This is a genomic window from Wolbachia endosymbiont (group A) of Andrena helvola, assembly GCF_964028415.1.
In the GTDB taxonomy this organism is placed as follows: domain Bacteria; phylum Pseudomonadota; class Alphaproteobacteria; order Rickettsiales; family Anaplasmataceae; genus Wolbachia; species Wolbachia pipientis.
The window spans coordinates 627,223-643,960 of sequence record NZ_OZ034779.1; the positions used below are offsets into that span (position 1 = coordinate 627,223).

The 16,738-nt window shown below is 36.3% G+C and carries 16 protein-coding genes; 10 read left to right on the plus strand and 6 right to left on the minus strand.

Annotated features, from left to right (window positions below):
* Window positions 1-45: 45 nt before the first annotated feature.
* From ABWU73_RS03370 to ABWU73_RS03385, 4 genes are read left to right on the plus strand one after another with little or no spacing between them, the layout of a single operon-like run.
* Window positions 46-1,473 carry a phage portal protein gene (locus tag ABWU73_RS03370; protein WP_341811062.1) on the plus strand — a complete coding sequence of 476 codons (1,428 nt, stop codon included), beginning with the start codon at window positions 46-48 and terminating at the stop codon, window positions 1,471-1,473.
* Window positions 1,470-2,540, plus strand: coding sequence for a S49 family peptidase (locus ABWU73_RS03375; protein ID WP_065094326.1), 1,071 nt, complete (start codon window positions 1,470-1,472; stop codon window positions 2,538-2,540). Before ABWU73_RS03370 ends, ABWU73_RS03375 begins: the two co-directional genes overlap by 4 nt.
* 27 nt (window positions 2,541-2,567) lie before the next feature.
* Window positions 2,568-2,939 carry a head decoration protein gene (locus tag ABWU73_RS03380; RefSeq protein WP_341811061.1) on the plus strand — a complete coding sequence of 124 codons (372 nt, stop codon included), beginning with the start codon at window positions 2,568-2,570 and terminating at the stop codon, window positions 2,937-2,939.
* A gap of 30 nt (window positions 2,940-2,969) precedes the next feature.
* Window positions 2,970-3,974 carry a major capsid protein gene (locus ABWU73_RS03385; RefSeq protein ID WP_264711513.1) on the plus strand — a complete coding sequence of 335 codons (1,005 nt, stop codon included), beginning with the start codon at window positions 2,970-2,972 and terminating at the stop codon, window positions 3,972-3,974.
* Window positions 3,975-4,122: 148 nt separating this feature from the next.
* Here ABWU73_RS03385 and ABWU73_RS03390 read toward each other — a convergent pair whose 3' ends face one another.
* From ABWU73_RS03390 to ABWU73_RS03415, 6 genes are all read right to left on the minus strand, one after another.
* Window positions 4,123-5,211, minus strand: a complete 1,089-nt coding sequence (locus ABWU73_RS03390; protein WP_264329420.1) for an IS481 family transposase — start codon at window positions 5,209-5,211, stop codon at window positions 4,123-4,125.
* Between the two features lie 53 nt (window positions 5,212-5,264).
* Window positions 5,265-5,453 carry a gpW family head-tail joining protein gene (locus ABWU73_RS03395; protein WP_353285516.1) on the minus strand — a complete coding sequence of 63 codons (189 nt, stop codon included), beginning with the start codon at window positions 5,451-5,453 and terminating at the stop codon, window positions 5,265-5,267.
* Window positions 5,443-7,281, minus strand: a complete 1,839-nt coding sequence (locus ABWU73_RS03400) for a phage terminase large subunit family protein (RefSeq protein WP_341811104.1) — start codon at window positions 7,279-7,281, stop codon at window positions 5,443-5,445. Before ABWU73_RS03400 ends, ABWU73_RS03395 begins: the two co-directional genes overlap by 11 nt.
* A complete protein-coding gene (locus tag ABWU73_RS03405) occupies window positions 7,278-8,762 on the minus strand; it encodes an ankyrin repeat domain-containing protein (protein ID WP_265038249.1) in 1,485 nt (494 codons plus the stop codon). Before ABWU73_RS03405 ends, ABWU73_RS03400 begins: the two co-directional genes overlap by 4 nt.
* Window positions 8,763-8,780: 18 nt before the next feature.
* Window positions 8,781-9,251, minus strand: coding sequence for a hypothetical protein (locus ABWU73_RS03410; protein ID WP_065094962.1), 471 nt, complete (start codon window positions 9,249-9,251; stop codon window positions 8,781-8,783).
* Window positions 9,252-9,383: 132 nt separating this feature from the next.
* Window positions 9,384-9,854, minus strand: a complete 471-nt coding sequence (locus tag ABWU73_RS03415) for a Holliday junction resolvase (protein WP_065094961.1) — start codon at window positions 9,852-9,854, stop codon at window positions 9,384-9,386.
* Between the two features lie 885 nt (window positions 9,855-10,739).
* On the opposite strand from ABWU73_RS03415, the gene ABWU73_RS03420 reads away from it, so the two are divergent.
* The 6 genes from ABWU73_RS03420 to ABWU73_RS03445 all read left to right on the plus strand — a co-directional run bounded on the left by ABWU73_RS03420 (window position 10,740) and on the right by ABWU73_RS03445 (window position 16,737).
* A complete protein-coding gene (locus tag ABWU73_RS03420; protein WP_065094960.1) occupies window positions 10,740-11,231 on the plus strand; it encodes a sigma-70 family RNA polymerase sigma factor in 492 nt (163 codons plus the stop codon).
* Between the two features lie 51 nt (window positions 11,232-11,282).
* Entirely contained in the window at window positions 11,283-12,080 is a 798-nt protein-coding gene (locus ABWU73_RS03425) for an ATP-binding protein (RefSeq protein WP_065094959.1), read from the plus strand.
* A gap of 23 nt (window positions 12,081-12,103) precedes the next feature.
* Window positions 12,104-12,592, plus strand: a complete 489-nt coding sequence (locus tag ABWU73_RS03430; protein ID WP_065094958.1) for a hypothetical protein — start codon at window positions 12,104-12,106, stop codon at window positions 12,590-12,592.
* A 143-nt stretch (window positions 12,593-12,735) separates the two neighbouring features.
* Window positions 12,736-13,499 (plus strand): IS5 family transposase gene (locus tag ABWU73_RS03435; RefSeq protein WP_156518237.1). Its coding sequence is split into 2 segments (ribosomal slippage): window positions 12,736-13,090 and window positions 13,090-13,499, totalling 765 coding nucleotides; the frame shifts between segments, so codons are not numbered across the junction.
* Between the two features lie 123 nt (window positions 13,500-13,622).
* Entirely contained in the window at window positions 13,623-14,660 is a 1,038-nt protein-coding gene (locus ABWU73_RS03440) for an AAA family ATPase (RefSeq protein ID WP_265017850.1), read from the plus strand.
* Window positions 14,661-14,682: 22 nt separating this feature from the next.
* Entirely contained in the window at window positions 14,683-16,737 is a 2,055-nt protein-coding gene (locus ABWU73_RS03445) for an AAA family ATPase (RefSeq protein WP_410541773.1), read from the plus strand.
* The last annotated feature ends 1 nt before the right edge of the window (window position 16,738 follow it).

Below are 16,738 nucleotides of genomic sequence, written 5' to 3' on the forward strand. Positions count from 1 at the left end.
CCAAAGAGAAAGATTATTTTTTCAACCAATAAAGGAATTTTATAAATGCTGCTAAAAACCTTCAAGCAATTATTTAACAAACAAAAGATAAAAAGCTCAGCCTGGGACGCTGCAGGGTCAGGAAGAAGGGTAATGTATTGGCAACCGGAGAAAAGTAGTATAAATAACTTACTTTCTCAAAGCCTTGAGCACTTGCGTAGTAGATCACGTGATATGGTAAGGAAAAACCCATATGCAGCAAATATCATTGATACAATAGTAAGTAACTCTATTGGAACAGGAATAAAACCACAATCAAAAGCAAGAGATGGAGAATTTCGAAAGAAGGTGCAAGAATTATGGCTAAAATGGACAGATGAAGCAGACAGTAGTGGAGTAAGTGATTTTTATGGATTACAAGCTCTAGTATGCAGAAGTATGATAGAGGGAGGAGAATGTTTTGTACGTTTAAGAACGAGAAAGCTGGAAGATAGATTTTCTGTGCCATTACAACTGCAAGTACTTGAGTCTGAACATTTAGATAATAAAACAAATCAAACTTTAGGAAATGGTAATGTAATTAGAAACGGGATTGAGTTCAATAGGCTTGGGCAGAGAGAAGCGTATTACCTATTTAGAGAACATCCAGGTGAAGGCTCATTTGGAGAGTCAGTGAGAGTGCCAGCAAATGATGTTTTACATATTTATAGACCACTAAGACCTGGTCAGATCCGAGGAGAGCCATGGCTTTCTAATATACTGCTAAAGCTCTATGAGCTTGATCAATACGACGATGCAGAGCTAGTAAGAAAGAAAACAGCAGCGATGTTTGCAGGGTTTATTACGAGACTTGATCCTGAAGCAAATATCATGGGAGAAGGTGAAAGTAATGAGCAAGGAATAGCACTATCTGGCCTAGAACCTGGAACAATGCAGCTTTTAGACCCAGGAGAAGATATAAAATTTTCAGAGCCGTCAGATGTAGGAGGAAGTTATGAAGCGTTTATGAGACAGCAACTCAGGGCAATAGCAATAGGCACAGGGATAACATATGAACAGCTAACAGGAGATTTAACAGGCGTTAATTATTCATCCATTCGAGCAGGATTGATAGAGTTTCGCAGGAGGTGCACGATGTTACAGCATAACATTATGGTATTTCAGTTTTGCCGTCCTGTATGGGATAGGTGGTTAGAGTTAGCACTACTTTCTGGAGAGCTAGACATAGGTGAAGAATGGACAAAGGGAAAAGAAGGAGCAAAAAAAGAAGTAAAATGGATAGCACAAGGGTTTGATTGGGTGGATCCGCTAAAAGATCAGCAAGCACAGCAAATGGCAGTAAGAAATGGATTTAAGAGTCGATCAGAAGTAGTATCAGAAATGGGTTACGATGTAGAAGAAATTGATCAGGAAATTGCTGAAGATCAAAGACGTGCAAGTGAACTGGGCTTAAGTTTTGATTCTGACGTTACGGCCAATCAAGAGGTGATATGAAGCAACAAACAACATGGTTAAACAAATGTGTAATGGTAGAACCAAGGAGTTTTGAATTACTGTCACTACAAACAGGAAAGCAGCCTATCTTTAAAAATATAAAACATGCAGTAAGAAATAGTGAAAGAGGAATAATACCGATACATGGAATCTTGACAAAAAAGTCAGAAACTTTTGATGATATTTTTGGAATGACTTCCTATAATCAAATAGAAGCACAAATTACACAAGCAATAGAAGATAGTGATATAGAAACAATCCTGTTGGATATAGACAGTCCTGGAGGAGAGGTCAATGGAGTGTTTGACCTTGCTGATTTTATTTACAGTGCAAGGGGAAAAAAGAGGATAATAGCGATAGCAAATGATGATGCATATTCTGCAGCGTACGCTATAGCTTCTAGCGCTGAAAAGGTATTTGTGAGTAGAACTTCAGGAGTAGGAAGCATAGGAGTAATAGCAAGTCATATAGATCAAAGTGGGTTTGATGAAAAACAGGGAATAAAATATACGACAGTATTTGCAGGAAGTAGAAAAAATGATTTAAATCCACATGAGCCAATAACTTCTGAGAGTTTAGAAAACCTAAAAAGCGAAGTGAATCGTTTATATGGAATGCTGGTTGAGCTAATAGCACGCAATAGAAACCTTTCTGTAGAGGCAATAAAATCAACAGAAGCAGGGCTATATTTTGGCGAGAAAGCAGTAGAAATAGGTCTTGCAGATGGAATTACAATTCTTTCAGAGTTTAAATCTATTAATAAAAACAGGAGTATTACTATGAACGAACAAACTACAACTGACCTAGAAACTGATAATTCAACTAATAAAATCAAGTATCGTACTGAAGTTCTTGAATTAATACGTTTATGTAACTTATCACGAATGCCAGAGAAAATAGGAGAATTTATTGAGCAGGGCGTAAGTGTTGAGCAAGCAAGGGAGGTTTTAATGGAATTACTTGCAGAGCGAACGAAAAAGACAGAGATACTGAGTGCAATACCACAGAATTCAGGAGAAGAGTTGATGATGCAGGTAGCGAAAAGTCGTGCGCAATCAGGCATTTAAAATATATAACAAAAGGAGAAAAGCAAAATGAGTACTATAACCGAACAAAATAATCTAGGTGACTTATTAAAGTATGAGGCATCAAGCCTGTATTCAAGAGACTTAGTAGCAGTAGCTAAAGGTCAAAATCTTAAACTTGGTACAGTTGTTGGTCGTGATAAAGACAACATGATTAAGGTAATAAATCCAACTGCCACAGATGGCACACAAACAGCGATAGGTGTAATAACAAGCGATGTAAATAGCAAAGATGGAGATACTAAAGCAATAATAATTACTCGTATTGCTCTTCTTGCCGATCATGCAGTTGTATGGCCAGCAAATATCACTGAAGAGCAGAAAACTGCAGCAATAAAGCAACTTGAAGGACGAGGGATCATTATCCGCAAGGGAGTTTAACTAAAATTAATAGGAAAAAAAGGAGAAAAAATGCAAAATCCATTTACGAATACAGCATTTAGCATGACGGCACTAACAAATGCGATGAATATATTGCCGATAAATTATGGACGTGTTGAAAATTTAAATTTGTTTCCAAGTAGGTCAGTAAGATTTAGACATATTACGATAGAAGAACACAACGGAGTGTTAAGTTTACTACCAACGCAAGTACCCGGAGCACCAGCAACAGTAGGAAAAAGAGGAAAAAGAAAGGTAAGAACATTTACGATTCCGCACATTCCGCATGATGATGTAGTGCTGCCAGAAGAAGTACAAGGAATAAGGGCATTTGGATCAGAGAGTGAACTTAAAGCGCTTGCAGATGTAATAACCGATCATTTACAGCTAATGAGAAACAAACACGCAATAACGTTAGAGCATTTGCGAATGGGAGCGCTGAAAGGGATTATTCTGGACGCAGATGGCAGTGAATTATTAAATCTGTACAACGAATTTGAAATTACGCCAAAAGTAGTAAATTTTGCACTAGGAACAGCAACAACAGATGTAAAACGTAAGTGTATGGAGGTATTGAGGCACATAGAAGATAACCTAAGTGGTGAATATATGACTGGAATTCATGCCTTGGTAAGCCCTGAGTTTTTTGATGCATTAACTTCGCATAGTAAAGTGAAAGAAGCATATGAAAGATGGCAAGAAGGTGCAGCGCTAAGGAATGATATGAGGTCAGGATTTACGTTTTGTGGTATAACGTTTGAGGAATATAGAGGACAAGCAACCGACCCTGAAGGAACTGTGAGAAGATTTATTGAGAAAGATACAGGGCACTGTTTTCCACTAGGAACAGCGAGCACATTTACAACATATTTTGCACCAGCAGATTTTAATGAGACAGTAAATACACTTGGACAGCCACTATATGCAAAACAAGAGCCAAGAAGATTTGATAGAGGGACTGATTTGCATACGCAGTCAAACCCTCTGCCAATGTGCCACCGTCCAGCAATACTAGTCAAGATCGTTGTAACATAGGTAGAGCAAATATAAAGCGGTGTGAGGCAGAAGAATGCTTTACCTCTTCTTAGCATATAAATGTTAGTATATAGCGGAGAAATGTGCAAGAGAATATTAAGAGATTATTTAAAGTGTAATAGTTCAGACTTGATCTGACAGGCGTGAATTAACTGACAGAAGAATTGACAAAGTCAAAACCAAAATCAGCATCCTGTTTAATGCTATCAATATTTTTCTGATAAGCAATATGCATACTATCAAAAAAGGTTTGCATAGGTGTCTTACCATAGCAATATTTACCTGAATGCGGTCGAGATCTATTGTAAGAATGCACCCAATGGTCTACATCTAGCTGAAGCTCTGCCAAAGAGGTGTAAATTTTCTTTCTGAAGATAATATTGTAGCATTCATCTTGCATAGTTCTGTGGAACCTTTCACAGATGCCATTAGTTTGTGGAGAACGAGCTTTGGTTCGAGAATGATCAATATTTTCTACCCCCAAATACAGCTGGTAAGCGTGATTTTCAGGTCTGCCACAGTACTCTGTACCACGATCCGTCAAAATGCGTAGCAATGATACTTTCTGTTCATCAAAAAACGGTATCACCCTATCATTGAGAAGGTCTGCAGCTGTAATAGCAGTCCTTTCTGTATAAAGCTTAGCAAAAGCAACTCTAGAGTAGGTATCAACAAAGGTTTGTTGGTAAATTCGTCCAATACCTTTGATATTACCCACATAATAGCTATCTTGGCTACCCAAGTATCCTGGATGTTCTGTTTCAATTTCTCCATGGGCCTCTTTTTCTTCCTTAGCCTTCTCTAGAGCTGTTATCTGCTCTTCTGTTAAGATAATGCCATCTTGAGCTACTTTTGCTTCTAATGCCTTTAACCTCTTTTTGAAATTCTCAAGATCGTTTCTTTGCCACACTGATCTTATTCCACTTGCAGAGATGAGAATTCCTCTCTTTTTCAGTTCGTTTGCTGCTCTTTCTTGTCCATACGCTGGAAATTCTATTGCTATTTCAATTACTGCTTTTTCTATATCCTCCGATACCCTATTTGCATATAATGGCTTGCTTTTGCTTATCTCGTGTAAAGCCTCTTCTCCTCCTTTTTCATACAGTTCTTTGAAGCGGTAAAATGTATCCCTTGAATATCCCATTACCTTACACGCCTGTGATACATTTCCTAATTGCTTTGCAAGTTCTAGCAATCCCAACTTTGGTTTTAGTATTTTTTCTTGTGTTGTACTCATATCTGACACTCCTTTAAAATTTATTCATATTTTTATCTTACTTTGTTCGCCTGTCAGATCAAGTCTGAACTATTACATTTTAACTCAGCCTTAATTCGTTGTCTTAAATTCAATAAATCATTTATTTGAACTTCCCCGTACCGCACAACATGGTCACCATAAGCAATTGATACCACTCGTTCTCCGCTTTGCAGTTTTTGAATTGCTTTCTCAACTTGAGTTAAATATTCTTCACTGTACATTTTGACTACTAAGCCATTTACTCTGTCTTAATTTTTTGGGCTTTTTACTTTCCATTTTTCCACTCAAACTATTCCATTTACTCTCTGGCCAACGATCGATTCCAAGCGCAATAGATGCAGCTCTTGCATAAATTCGGCAATCTAGTACTTCATTTCTTTCTCTTACCTTTTGCCACTCTTGTTTGGTATATCCTTTCACCACTTTGCTGACTAATTGCTCTGCCGTTAGCTGCTTAAAATATTCAGGTGCATATTCTGGAAAGTGACAATATCCAGGTAGAGCTTTTCCTTCTTCTTCTTTTAAAATATTAAGTAGTTGAAAAAGCTCTGACTTTAATATCGATACTCCTACTGGCCAGAGCTTTATTCCTCTCTTTAGCTTTTGACCACCAACTGTTACATCTACTCTACTTGGGCTACTAAGTGGTACTAGTGCTTTATTTACACCTTTCACTGCCATTACTCTTCCAGATCCTTGATGACCTCTTACCCAATTGTATACTTCCTGTGTTGCATACCCAGCATCAACTGCCATCATGCTTATCATGTATTCAAGACCATTTTCACCGATAAAATGATGATTGAGTAACTCCGAAAGTTTTTTCCATACTTCTCTACCCCCAGTATCTCCTTCAAATACTCGATAGTCTATTGACCAACTTTCGCGGCTTTTTCCCCAGGCTACAACTTCTACTTCTAAACGATCTTTTTGTACATCTACTCCTGCGGTAAGTACCACTTCTCTCCTAGGTACTGTGCCTACGGGAAAAAATTCTCTCCTGTTAAATAATTGCTTCCAATCTGGTACTTCTCCCTTATCTACCCAGGTTTCTCCAAGCGTTGTGTTGATCCAAACTTTCAGTAATTGTTCACTTTCTTTGGCATGCAGAAAATCCTCTACTGCTTGTTGCCAACTATACCAGCCAACTGGGCTATAAAGACTTGAAAGATGAAATCCTTTTTTCTCCCCTTCTTTTACCCCTATAGCTCTCCATTCTCCACGCTCAAGCATCTCTGTCTTTTGATGATTTTCTATCTTTCCGCTACATTCTATGCAAATATAATGTGCTGTTCTCGAATCATTATTTTCCCATTTTATTTGTGACCATTTTAGAACTTGATAGTAATTACAATACGGACATGGTACAAAAAAGTATCTCTTATCTGTTGCTTCAAATTCTTTCTCAATTCTGCTTATTCCATGAATCGTTGGTGTTGATACCAGAAAAATCTTTCGACGTGCAAATGTATTGGTTCGAGCTATGCTGAGTAAAACTGGATCTCCTTCTCCTCCTGAATCTCCAGGGTAAGCATCTATTTCATCAAGAAAGAGGTATTTTACTGGCATAGATCTCAGTCCTACACTGCTATTTGCTCCAGTTATTACTACTATTCCACCTGGAAACTCCTTACTCTGTACAGTATTGCCTGAATCTCTTGACCTTGGGTCTTTTACTTTACTTTTTAAACATGGTGTACTCTCTATTAATGGTGCAAATCTTCCCTTCGACCAACGCTTTCCCATTTCAACTGTTGGCTGTACTACTAGCATTGGCCCTGGTGTTTGGTCTATAATATAGCCTATCCAATTATTTCCTGCTTCTGTTCCTCCAATCTGCGCTCCTTTCATGAATATTACTTTTTCCGCTGGAGAAGATGGAGATAGTGAATCCATGATTTCTTTTAAATAAGGAGTTCTCTCTGTTCTCCACTTTCCTGGCTCTGATGCTGCAGTTGGCGCTAAAACTCGATACTCATTCGCCCACTCTGATACTTTAAGCTGCGGATCTGGTCTTAAACCTTCAGAAAAAGCTCTAGCATATATCATTGCCTGCATCTACTCACAATTGGTTCTAACTCAACACCATTAACAGTAGGACTACACTCTTCCAGTTCCATAAACATCTTTTTCTGAAATTCGTTTTCTATATATCTTTTTCTTATCTCACTTAGCATTATTGCTACAGCAAGAGCAAATATCCCTGTCATTGTTGCAAAAATGATTGCACTGCTTATTGTTGTTGCTGTTAAACCTATATATGCTGCTACTGCTATTGCGCTGACCGTAATATAGATGCAGATAATGTTATTATGCTTTTTCATCCTTTTATCTGCTATTTCTCTCTGTGCTATATATTTATTATTAAGGGTTGGAAATTTGACAGCTGTATCTCTACAGAGCAATGCCCCATTTTTTTCAGTAAACAAAACTTTTAGTAATTCTAAATTGTTTGATTTGATTGCTAAATGTAAAATAGGTGTATAATTTGCTCCTTTTTTCAGCAATAACTTTACTACATGTAAATGCCCTTTTTCTGCAGCAAGGTAAATCGGTGATAAACCTTTATTATTTGAAATATCAATATCAATTTCTTCCTTTAAAATTGCATCTATAAGCTCAATTTCTCCTTTTTGTGCAGCTAAATGCAATAGACTATTCTTTTCAGAACCGTATTTATTACTCATCAAAGCCTTTTTTATCTCAGGTTTAGCGTAATCAAATGGTGTCTTGCCGCTATCGTCTTGTACCAGAGGGTCTATATCTTCTCGCGTTAGTAAAACTTCTATTGTTTTAAGTCTTTCAGCATAGTGTAGTGGTGTTTTATTTTCGTAGTCTTGCAAATTGACTTGAGCATTAGGCTCCCTTATTAAGCATTTGAGGATATCCAAACACAAATCTCTTTCATCGTAATTAGTATTACTTACAGCTATATGAATAGGTGACAATTTCATTGAGTTTTGTCCCATGCGCGCGCTATTTACATCTGCTCCAAGCTTTAGCAGTAACTTTACTATCTCCAACTTTTTGTTATTAACTGCATAGTGCATTGGTGTCTGATTTCGTGCATCAAAGACATCTATTTCAGCGTTTCCTTCTTCCACTAAAATTTTGACAACATTTCCATGTCCTATGCCTGCCGCTAGATGTAATGGCGTATGATGCAAAGCATTTCGTACATTAACGTCAATACCTTTTCCTATCAAATATCTAACTGCATTAACTTCACCTATCATTGCAGCTAAATGAAGTAAGCTATCTTGTTCTGATCCGTATTTGTTATTAATTAGCGCTTGTAATATTTCTGCTTTTTTCCCTTCTTTGGCGTAATCAAGAGATGTTTTACCGTCATTATCTTCTACAAAAGGATTAATGTTCTTCTTTGTGAGTAACAAATCTACCATACTTAATTCGTCAAACTCTATAGCACAATGTAGTGGTGTCTTTCCATTCAACCCTCTAACATTAACATCTAATCCAGGTTGATTGATGAGACACTTTATTAACTCTAAACTTAAGTTATCAGCCATTTTACATTCAAAATCTTTTTATATTTGAAATCTATTGTTAGATAATTCTTGGAGTGAGTTTGTAATCTCTTCAGTTAGCACCATATGAATCTTTTCAGTGTCACTCAGTGATGCAAGCAGCGCTGAAACTCTATTTGGAATATTAAGCAAATTATTACGAACAACTCTTGCTACGTTAAATGCTTCAGTTTTTACCTCTTCAATTGACACAAATTTGCCTATTTCAGCTTTCACTTTAGCTTCCAAAAGTTTACCACGCTCCGTTTCATTTTTTATTCGCGTTTTTAGCAATATCGTTGAAAGTTTTTCTCCGCGCTCTTTTCTCCTAAGTGGTTGACTTGGATCTCTTATTGCTGCTACCGCTTCATTTGCTTGTTCTCGGTCAATAAGTCCATCTTCCAGCTCAACTATTCCTTTTTTTACTAAAGAACAGACATATTGCCTCGAAAACCCTTTTTCCCTTGCCCACTCTGCTTGCGTAATTCTCACCTTTTTTTCTCCTTTTTAGCACTGCTCAGCTATAATTTCGTAAGTAGTTAACATTTGAAATATATCTAACGCTAAAGAAGGCCCGAGGTCAGGACCACCAAACCCGCCAGCATGGCCGGAAGGACCCACTTTCTATGGTGTTTTTAATATATTAAAATCTTTACTAAAATTCATAACATAGAACATTAAAGCTAAAGAGTCCGCTTCATTATCATCCATTGGACAAAAACCCTTTTCCTGTACTGCCTCAATGACATCAGCTTTACTTGCATTACCCTTGCCAGTTATAAAACGTTTAATAGTCTTAACCGAAACACCTTGATAGGGAATATTGCTTTCCTCACACCAAGCAGAAAGGTGTGCTAAAAACCCTCCATAGATATGTGCAGCATCAGTTCCTAGATGTCTTCTCACTTCTTCAAAGTACACAACTTCAATACCTGGAAATTTATACTTAAGTGCATTAAGCCAATTACGAAAATTTAAAAACTGCATTCCACCACCACTAAACCTGCTAACATGAAAACTCTTACTTCCACTTTGTACTATTCCATCATGTAAAATAGTCCAACCAGTTTGTTTACCAAGATCTAGTGTAAGCATTCCCCTTTCAATCGTCAGGTACATATATATACAAGATTTGAAAAAATTACGTCCAAAAAATCTTTAATTTTCGAAATTTAACAACTAAAAACTAACATGAAAACTCTTTTACAGCCAGTTTGTTTGCCAAGATCCAGTGAGCTTTCAATTGTTGTGTACATATATATACAAGATTTGGAAAATTTTTGTCCAAAAAATCTTCAATTTTTGAAAAATTTTTTATAATTCTTGAATTTGAAAACCTTCTAAACATGATTTTTCTACTTTTAGAGGTTTTTTTATTATTCTAATCTTATATTTTATATGTTTTTATATATGTGTATATTTTTATATATGTATTATATATATATATTATATATAAGGGTTTCAGGAAGCTAGAATCCTCCATATTGGCGGACTTCAGATATGCCGTTCCTAGGAACGGTTTTAGGAACGCATGGTGAAAACCCGCCATATAGGCTAGTTCTAGATTCCTGATTCCTGATTTAGGAAGCCAGTAATTAGGAACGGAACTTAAGGTTATAGAGAGCATACTTTTCAACTATTTTCCTCTTAAAAATTTAAGCTATTCTTTTAATAGCGAAATCCACATTTTTAGCTCTTTAGGTGATATTGAATTTCAAAATATGAAATTCTTATATATTTTTAATATAACTTTAGGAAGCCTGAGCTACCCATTCTTAAAATATTGAAATCCATTTAAAATAGGTTCCAAAAACCTAAACTGTATTATTTTAAATTGCATCAGTATTATTCTCAAAAAAAAATAACAGAATATCAATAGATTAAAAATCGCATCAGTATTATTTATTTTTGCTCCTGTCCTACATAACAGCATTAATAACTCTCATCCTTAAAAGCATCAATTTGTTTTTAAGGAAAGTTATGAAATTACAAAACTACCATATAGTTATTAAAAATGTAAAATATCAAGCTTATAGACTGAAACTTGCTAAGTGCTTTATTAATGAAGCTCACGAAGATCTTGAGCAAGAACTCTTCTGTGAAATTTGGCCATGCCTTGATCAGTATGATGAAGATAAAAGTAGCTTTAACACCTTTGTAGCAAGATTAACTGAAAATAAAGCTATTAACCTGTTAAAGAAACAGCGATGTGCAAAACGTGACATCAATAACTATATTAGCATTGATGTAACAGAGCTACTTGAGAGTGAAATAACAAAACGCATTGATGTAGACTATATGATCTCGGTTTTACCAAAGGAATGGCAAAATATATGTGAGCAACTTAAATTTTTCAACTTACATGAAGTTGCCAAGATGAACAACGTTTCAAGAACCACTTTAAACAATATTATCAAGAAGATACGTGCCAAACTTTCTCCTATTTACTACGCAGGCAAAAAGAAAAATTGAACAAAATTTTTGCCTTTCTTGTATATATATACATCGTAGCATGGATAAATAATGGTTCTTACAATTTTGAATAATAATGAAAGATTGCAAACAATATCAACTGTAAAAATGGTCATCTTTGGCCCTTATGGTATTGGTAAAACAAGTCTCCTAAAGACCGTAGATGAACCAACACTTTGCCTTGATTTTGAAGCAGGGCTTCTTGCCGTTCAAGACTGGCAAGGAGATTCAATTAGCCTTCGCACTTGGAATGAAGCTAGAGATATTGCTTGTCTTATAGGGGGGTCTAATCCTGCGCTGAAGTCTGATCAAGCATATAGCCAAAGACACCATGAACATGTATCTCGTAAGTACAAAGATCTTTTTTCTGAGTTTTCTAAATACCGATGCATCTTTGTAGATAGTATAACCGTTGCTTCACGTTTATGTCTATTATGGGCAAAAATGCAACCTGAAGCTTTTTCTGAGAGATCAGGAAAGCAGGATATGAGAGCTGCCTATGGATTACTTGCTCAGGAAATGATGGCTTGGCTCAATCAATTTCAACACATCAGAGACAAAGACATCATCATAGTTGGCACTTTAGGTCAATATCTCGATGATTTCAATCGTCCAATTTGGCTACCTCAATGCGAAGGGGCTAAAACTGCTAGTGAAATTCCTGGAATAGTTGATGAAGTAATCAGTATGGTTGGAATCAAGAGAGATGATGGAACGGAGAAACGCTCTTTTGTTTGCCATACTCTAAATCCTTGGGGATACCCAGCTAAGGATCGTAGTGGACGCCTGAGTATGCTTGAAGAACCACACTTGGGGAAGCTGCTTACAAAGATTAAAAGCAAGTTTTAAAATTTAAACATGGAGAATGATATATGTTAGAAGACCTGTTAACTGACTTTAACACTGTAAAACCGCAAAGTAGATTGATACCAAAAGGTACAATAGTAAAGGTAAAAATGACAATCAAGCCTGGAGGTCATGAACACTGGTTTACTAAAAGCCCCACTACTGGTAGCATTTATTTAAATACAGAATTTACCGTTATTGAAGGTCTATACGCAAAGCACAAGATTTATCAGATAATTGGTATTAAAAGTAGTAAAGCAGAAGATACTTGGGGAGAAATGGGTCGCTCTATGCTTCGCAGTATCTTGGAATCGGCACGTGACATTCATCCACATGATAACTCAGAAAGTGCAATCCTTGCTCGTAAGCTAAATTCAGTTGCAGAATTAAATGGGTTGGAGTTTACAGTAAAGGTAGGTGTTATAACTGATGAATATGGAGAGAAGAACAAAATTGCTTCGGTAATTACTCCAGAATACCGTAAAAATTATGAAATTGACAGAGTACCATTTTGAAGTACGACGAGGAAAAGCTTTGGTCTGCTGTCGTTACTAGAGGTATTCAGGACGCAGTAGGAAAAACCCCAAAGCTAAGAACCTGTCTTGAAAGGGAATAAAGAAAAGAGTATGATGAGGTAAGCAAAAAATAGGAGGGTAAATTGTATCCAAGTGATATAAGTGACAAGGAATGGGAAATTTTAGAGCCCTATGTTGCACAAGGAGCGATAGGACGACCAAGAAAACATAACATCAGAACAATTATTAATGCAATAAGGTATATAATGAGGGGTGGTTGCCAGTGGAGAATGCTACCAAAGGATTTTCCCCCATGGAAAACGGTGTATGACTATTTTATCAGGTGGCGTAATAATGGAAAATTGAAAAAAATACATGACATGCTAGTAAAAGAGGTAAGAAAAATGGTTGGTAAAAATGAAACACCTTCAGTAGGTATAATTGACAGTCAATCAGTGAAAACGACTCAAAAAGGGGATCAAGAGGATATGATGCCGGTAAAAAAATAAAGGGTAGAAAACGCCATATTATTGTAGATACACTAGGTCTTGTAATTACTGCAGAGGTACACAGCGCAAGCATTCAGGATCGTGATGGTGCTACCAATCTTTTTATTCAAGCTAAATGCAAAGCTCCAACATTACGTAAGTTTTTTGCTGATCAAGGATACAAAGGTAAATTACAAAATCGATGTTTGTTGGAAACTGGATGTTTGCTAACGATTACCAAGAAATTGGTTGATACAGGATTTCAGGTTATTCCTAAACGTTGGATTGTAGAACGAACCTTTGCTTGGCTTTCCAATTTTAGACGCATGAGCAAGGATTACGAGCATTCTCCTCTTACTTCAAAAAACAATATCTTATTTAATATGATTACTTCTATGCTTACTAAATTAGCTGCTTAACTCCTTTCAAGACAGGTTCTAAGAGAAGAAGCAATTAATTGGCTGAATTCAAAATCTTTTGAAACTGTTTGTGAGCTAGCTAATCTCAACTTTAAACGTATGAAAAGTATGTATGGGAGTTTTATGTCTAAAAAGCAAGAAAAGATAAAAGCATTATTAATTGATAATATCAAAGAGTGTGTTTCTTACCTACTTCCAAATGGTGAATTTTACCGAGATAAAACTTATATTGGAAACTTAAATGGAAATACAATTACAGTTAAAATAGTAGGTAAGGAAGCTGGTGATTGGCGTAATTTTACTGAAGGGACTAGCGGTGATATTATTGATCTTTGGGTTTTAATTAAAGGTGATATAGATTCTGCTAGGAAGTGGCTCAATAAGAAATCAAAGAGTGGAGAAAAAAGGGAGAGAGCAGAAAAAATATTTTCTGTAAAGCAGTACTTGAGTGATCAATCACCAATACCAGAAGACATAATAGCTCCACGAATTCTCACTCCAGGTGGTCTTTTAGTCATTGGTGGTACTCCAAAGGTTGGCAAAAGTTATTTTCTTCTCTCTTTGCTTGCACATCTTGCAGCAGGAGTATCGTTTCTTAAGATGAAGTCAGCAAGGCCACTAAAAATAATCTATCTGCAAAATGAGATGGAGTACAATTACATCAGGGAACGCATACAACAAATCATAACTAATCAAAGGCTGCCAAATCTAGCAGAAGAAAACTTGATTGTTACTACAAAGATGAGATTAACTTTAAACGATGAAGGTATAGAGAGAATAAAAGAGATTATAGGAGAAAAATTTAAAACGATAGACCTTATCGTTTTGGATTCCCTTGACTATGAAAATATATTTTCCGGTCTGCAAAGCAGAATAGAAAAATTACGTTCTATAATTAATCCTATGGCTGGAATAATTATTACACGTCATACCAGAAAAGTATCCACAGCTACATTAGCAAAAAGTCCTTTTCAAGCTTTAATTGGTGCTAATGCTTTAAGAAGCTTTTATACATCTGGTATGGTAATGTTTCAACCAAATAAACGTGCAAATGTCTTGCAAGTAGTATATGAGCTAAGAAACGGTAAATCAATACCAGCAAAATTCATTAGCAGAGTAAATGGGCGTTGGCAGAACTCTAAAGTTATAGCTACGGCTTAATTTGTCTGCAAAAACGGACAGCATGGTAGAGCTAAAAACTCAGATTTTGCAAAACATCAGATCTTGTCTTTTTCATCTGTTACCAAGAGGGACATTTCGTGGTGATAAGTTTTATGTAGGTGATGTACAGGGTAACAAAGGCAAAAGTACTGTAATAGAGTTAACAGGCGAAAAAGCTGGATTATGGAAAGATTTTGCAACGGGAGAAGGTGGTGACATTATCGACCTTTGGGCAACAGTACACGGGAAGAATGCGAAAACAGAATTTCCTGAAGTAATGCTCTCAATAAGTGAATGGCTTGGCATCAAAGAAAAAAATAATATTAGAGATCTAGAACAATATCTGACTTGTAGTTGGAACTACTACGATGAAAATAACCAATTGATTGTAATAGTCTACCGTTATGATCCTCCTTTAGAGAAAAAACAGTTTAAACCATTTGATGTTAAAAAACAAAGATTCAAAGAGCCAGAGATAAGGCCACTCTACAACATTCCAGGTATTTTAAAGTCCAATAAGGTTATTCTGGTTGAAGGAGAAAAATGCGCAGAAGCACTTATAGAGAAAGGAATTACAGCTACAACTGCGATGTTTGGAGCAAATGCGCCTATTGATAGAACAGATTGGACTCCGCTAAAAGGTAAACAAATTATCATTTGGCCAGACAATGATGAAGCAGGTAATAAATATGCCAAAAACGCTGAAAAGAAACTTTTAGAATTTGGTGTTGCATCACTTGCTACGCTTAAGATTCCACCAGATAAACCAAGGAGTTGGGATGCTGCTGATTGTGTGTTAGAGGGAATAAATATTGAAGAATTTATCCTTAGCACAAATAGTCCTTATCATAGAAAGCCACTCAGAATAGATACTAGAGCTTGGACTAATATTGCTCCAGAAAGGGAATGGATTGTAAAGGATTGGCTTCCTGTTGGTAGTGTTACAGCTCTTTACGGTGATGGTGGTGTTGGAAAATCTCTCCTTGCTCAGCAATTAATGACTGCTGCTAGTACTGGTAAATCTTGGCTAGGGATAGCAATTGAGAAAATCAAGACATATGGTGTATTTTGCGAAGACGACACAGAAGAGCTTTGGCGTAGACAATGTGCAATAAATAAATTATATCAGCTTGATATGAAGTCTCCTGATTTTCTTAACAACATTTGTTTATCATCTCGTACAGGAGAAGATAATTTACTGATGGTATTCAATAGTAAAAGTACAGGACAATTAACTACTTACTTTCAGGAATTACTTGAAGATATTAAATCATTTCAGCCAAAACTTGTAGTTCTGGATACAGCAGCAGATTTGTTTGGAGGTAACGAAAATGATCGCTCTCATGTGAGACAATTTATACAAAACTGTTGTGGCAGAATAGCGCAGATAATTAAAGGGGCTGTTTTGTTATGTGCACATCCTTCGGATTCTGGAATAATACGCAAAACTGGCACAGGAGGTTCAACAGCATGGAATAATTCTGTTCGATCTAGATGGTATTTGTCAAGACCAGAAAAGACTGGTAATGATCGTGTTCTTTGCCGAATGAAATCTAATTATTCTGCATCAGAAGAAAATAAGATTTCATTTTGTTGGCAAAATGGATCGTTTTTGCAATATGATACAAATTTTAATTCAGAAAGGGTAGTAAGGGATGATTATAATAATAAACTGGATTTAGAGCGCTTGAGAAGACATGATATAATTTTAGAATTAATTGCCAATGAAGCATATAAAGGAGAAGTGTATACTGCAGCGAGCTTTGCAAAATGCTTTGAAGGAAAGTTGGGACTTGGTAGTGAACGTAGCATTCGTGAAAGAATCAGCCATCTTGCAACCATAGGTTATATAAAATTCTTTAAAAAGGCTGTAAGATCAAGTACAAGGTCAAAGTATGGTTACTTGTGTGTAAGAGACATGGAGCTGAAGATTGCTGAAAATCAATATAGATTAGTAAAACCAGATTATTATCTCTCGTCAAACAATGGAGTAACTCTGCCTGTTGAAAACCCAGATATTTGGGTTATGCGTGATCTTACCAAATTAGATTGGCAGAATGGCAGATTGGCAAACTGAA

Coding starts and splice junctions, on each gene's coding strand:
- ABWU73_RS03370 (WP_341811062.1), top strand. CDS start 46: ATGCTGCTAAAAACCTTCAAGCAATTATTTAACAAACAAAAGATAAAA.
- ABWU73_RS03375 (WP_065094326.1), top strand. CDS start 1,470: ATGAAGCAACAAACAACATGGTTAAACAAATGTGTAATGGTAGAACCA.
- ABWU73_RS03380 (WP_341811061.1), top strand. CDS start 2,568: ATGAGTACTATAACCGAACAAAATAATCTAGGTGACTTATTAAAGTAT.
- ABWU73_RS03385 (WP_264711513.1), top strand. CDS start 2,970: ATGCAAAATCCATTTACGAATACAGCATTTAGCATGACGGCACTAACA.
- ABWU73_RS03390 (WP_264329420.1), bottom strand. CDS start 5,211: ATGAGTACAACACAAGAAAAAATACTAAAACCAAAGTTGGGATTGCTA.
- ABWU73_RS03395 (WP_353285516.1), bottom strand. CDS start 5,453: ATGTACAGTGAAGAATATTTAACTCAAGTTGAGAAAGCAATTCAAAAA.
- ABWU73_RS03400 (WP_341811104.1), bottom strand. CDS start 7,281: ATGATATATGCTAGAGCTTTTTCTGAAGGTTTAAGACCAGATCCGCAG.
- ABWU73_RS03405 (WP_265038249.1), bottom strand. CDS start 8,762: ATGGCTGATAACTTAAGTTTAGAGTTAATAAAGTGTCTCATCAATCAA.
- ABWU73_RS03415 (WP_065094961.1), bottom strand. CDS start 9,854: ATGCTTACACTAGATCTTGGTAAACAAACTGGTTGGACTATTTTACAT.
- ABWU73_RS03420 (WP_065094960.1), top strand. CDS start 10,740: ATGAAATTACAAAACTACCATATAGTTATTAAAAATGTAAAATATCAA.
- ABWU73_RS03425 (WP_065094959.1), top strand. CDS start 11,283: ATGGTTCTTACAATTTTGAATAATAATGAAAGATTGCAAACAATATCA.
- ABWU73_RS03430 (WP_065094958.1), top strand. CDS start 12,104: ATGTTAGAAGACCTGTTAACTGACTTTAACACTGTAAAACCGCAAAGT.
- ABWU73_RS03440 (WP_265017850.1), top strand. CDS start 13,623: ATGTCTAAAAAGCAAGAAAAGATAAAAGCATTATTAATTGATAATATC.
- ABWU73_RS03445 (WP_410541773.1), top strand. CDS start 14,683: ATGGTAGAGCTAAAAACTCAGATTTTGCAAAACATCAGATCTTGTCTT.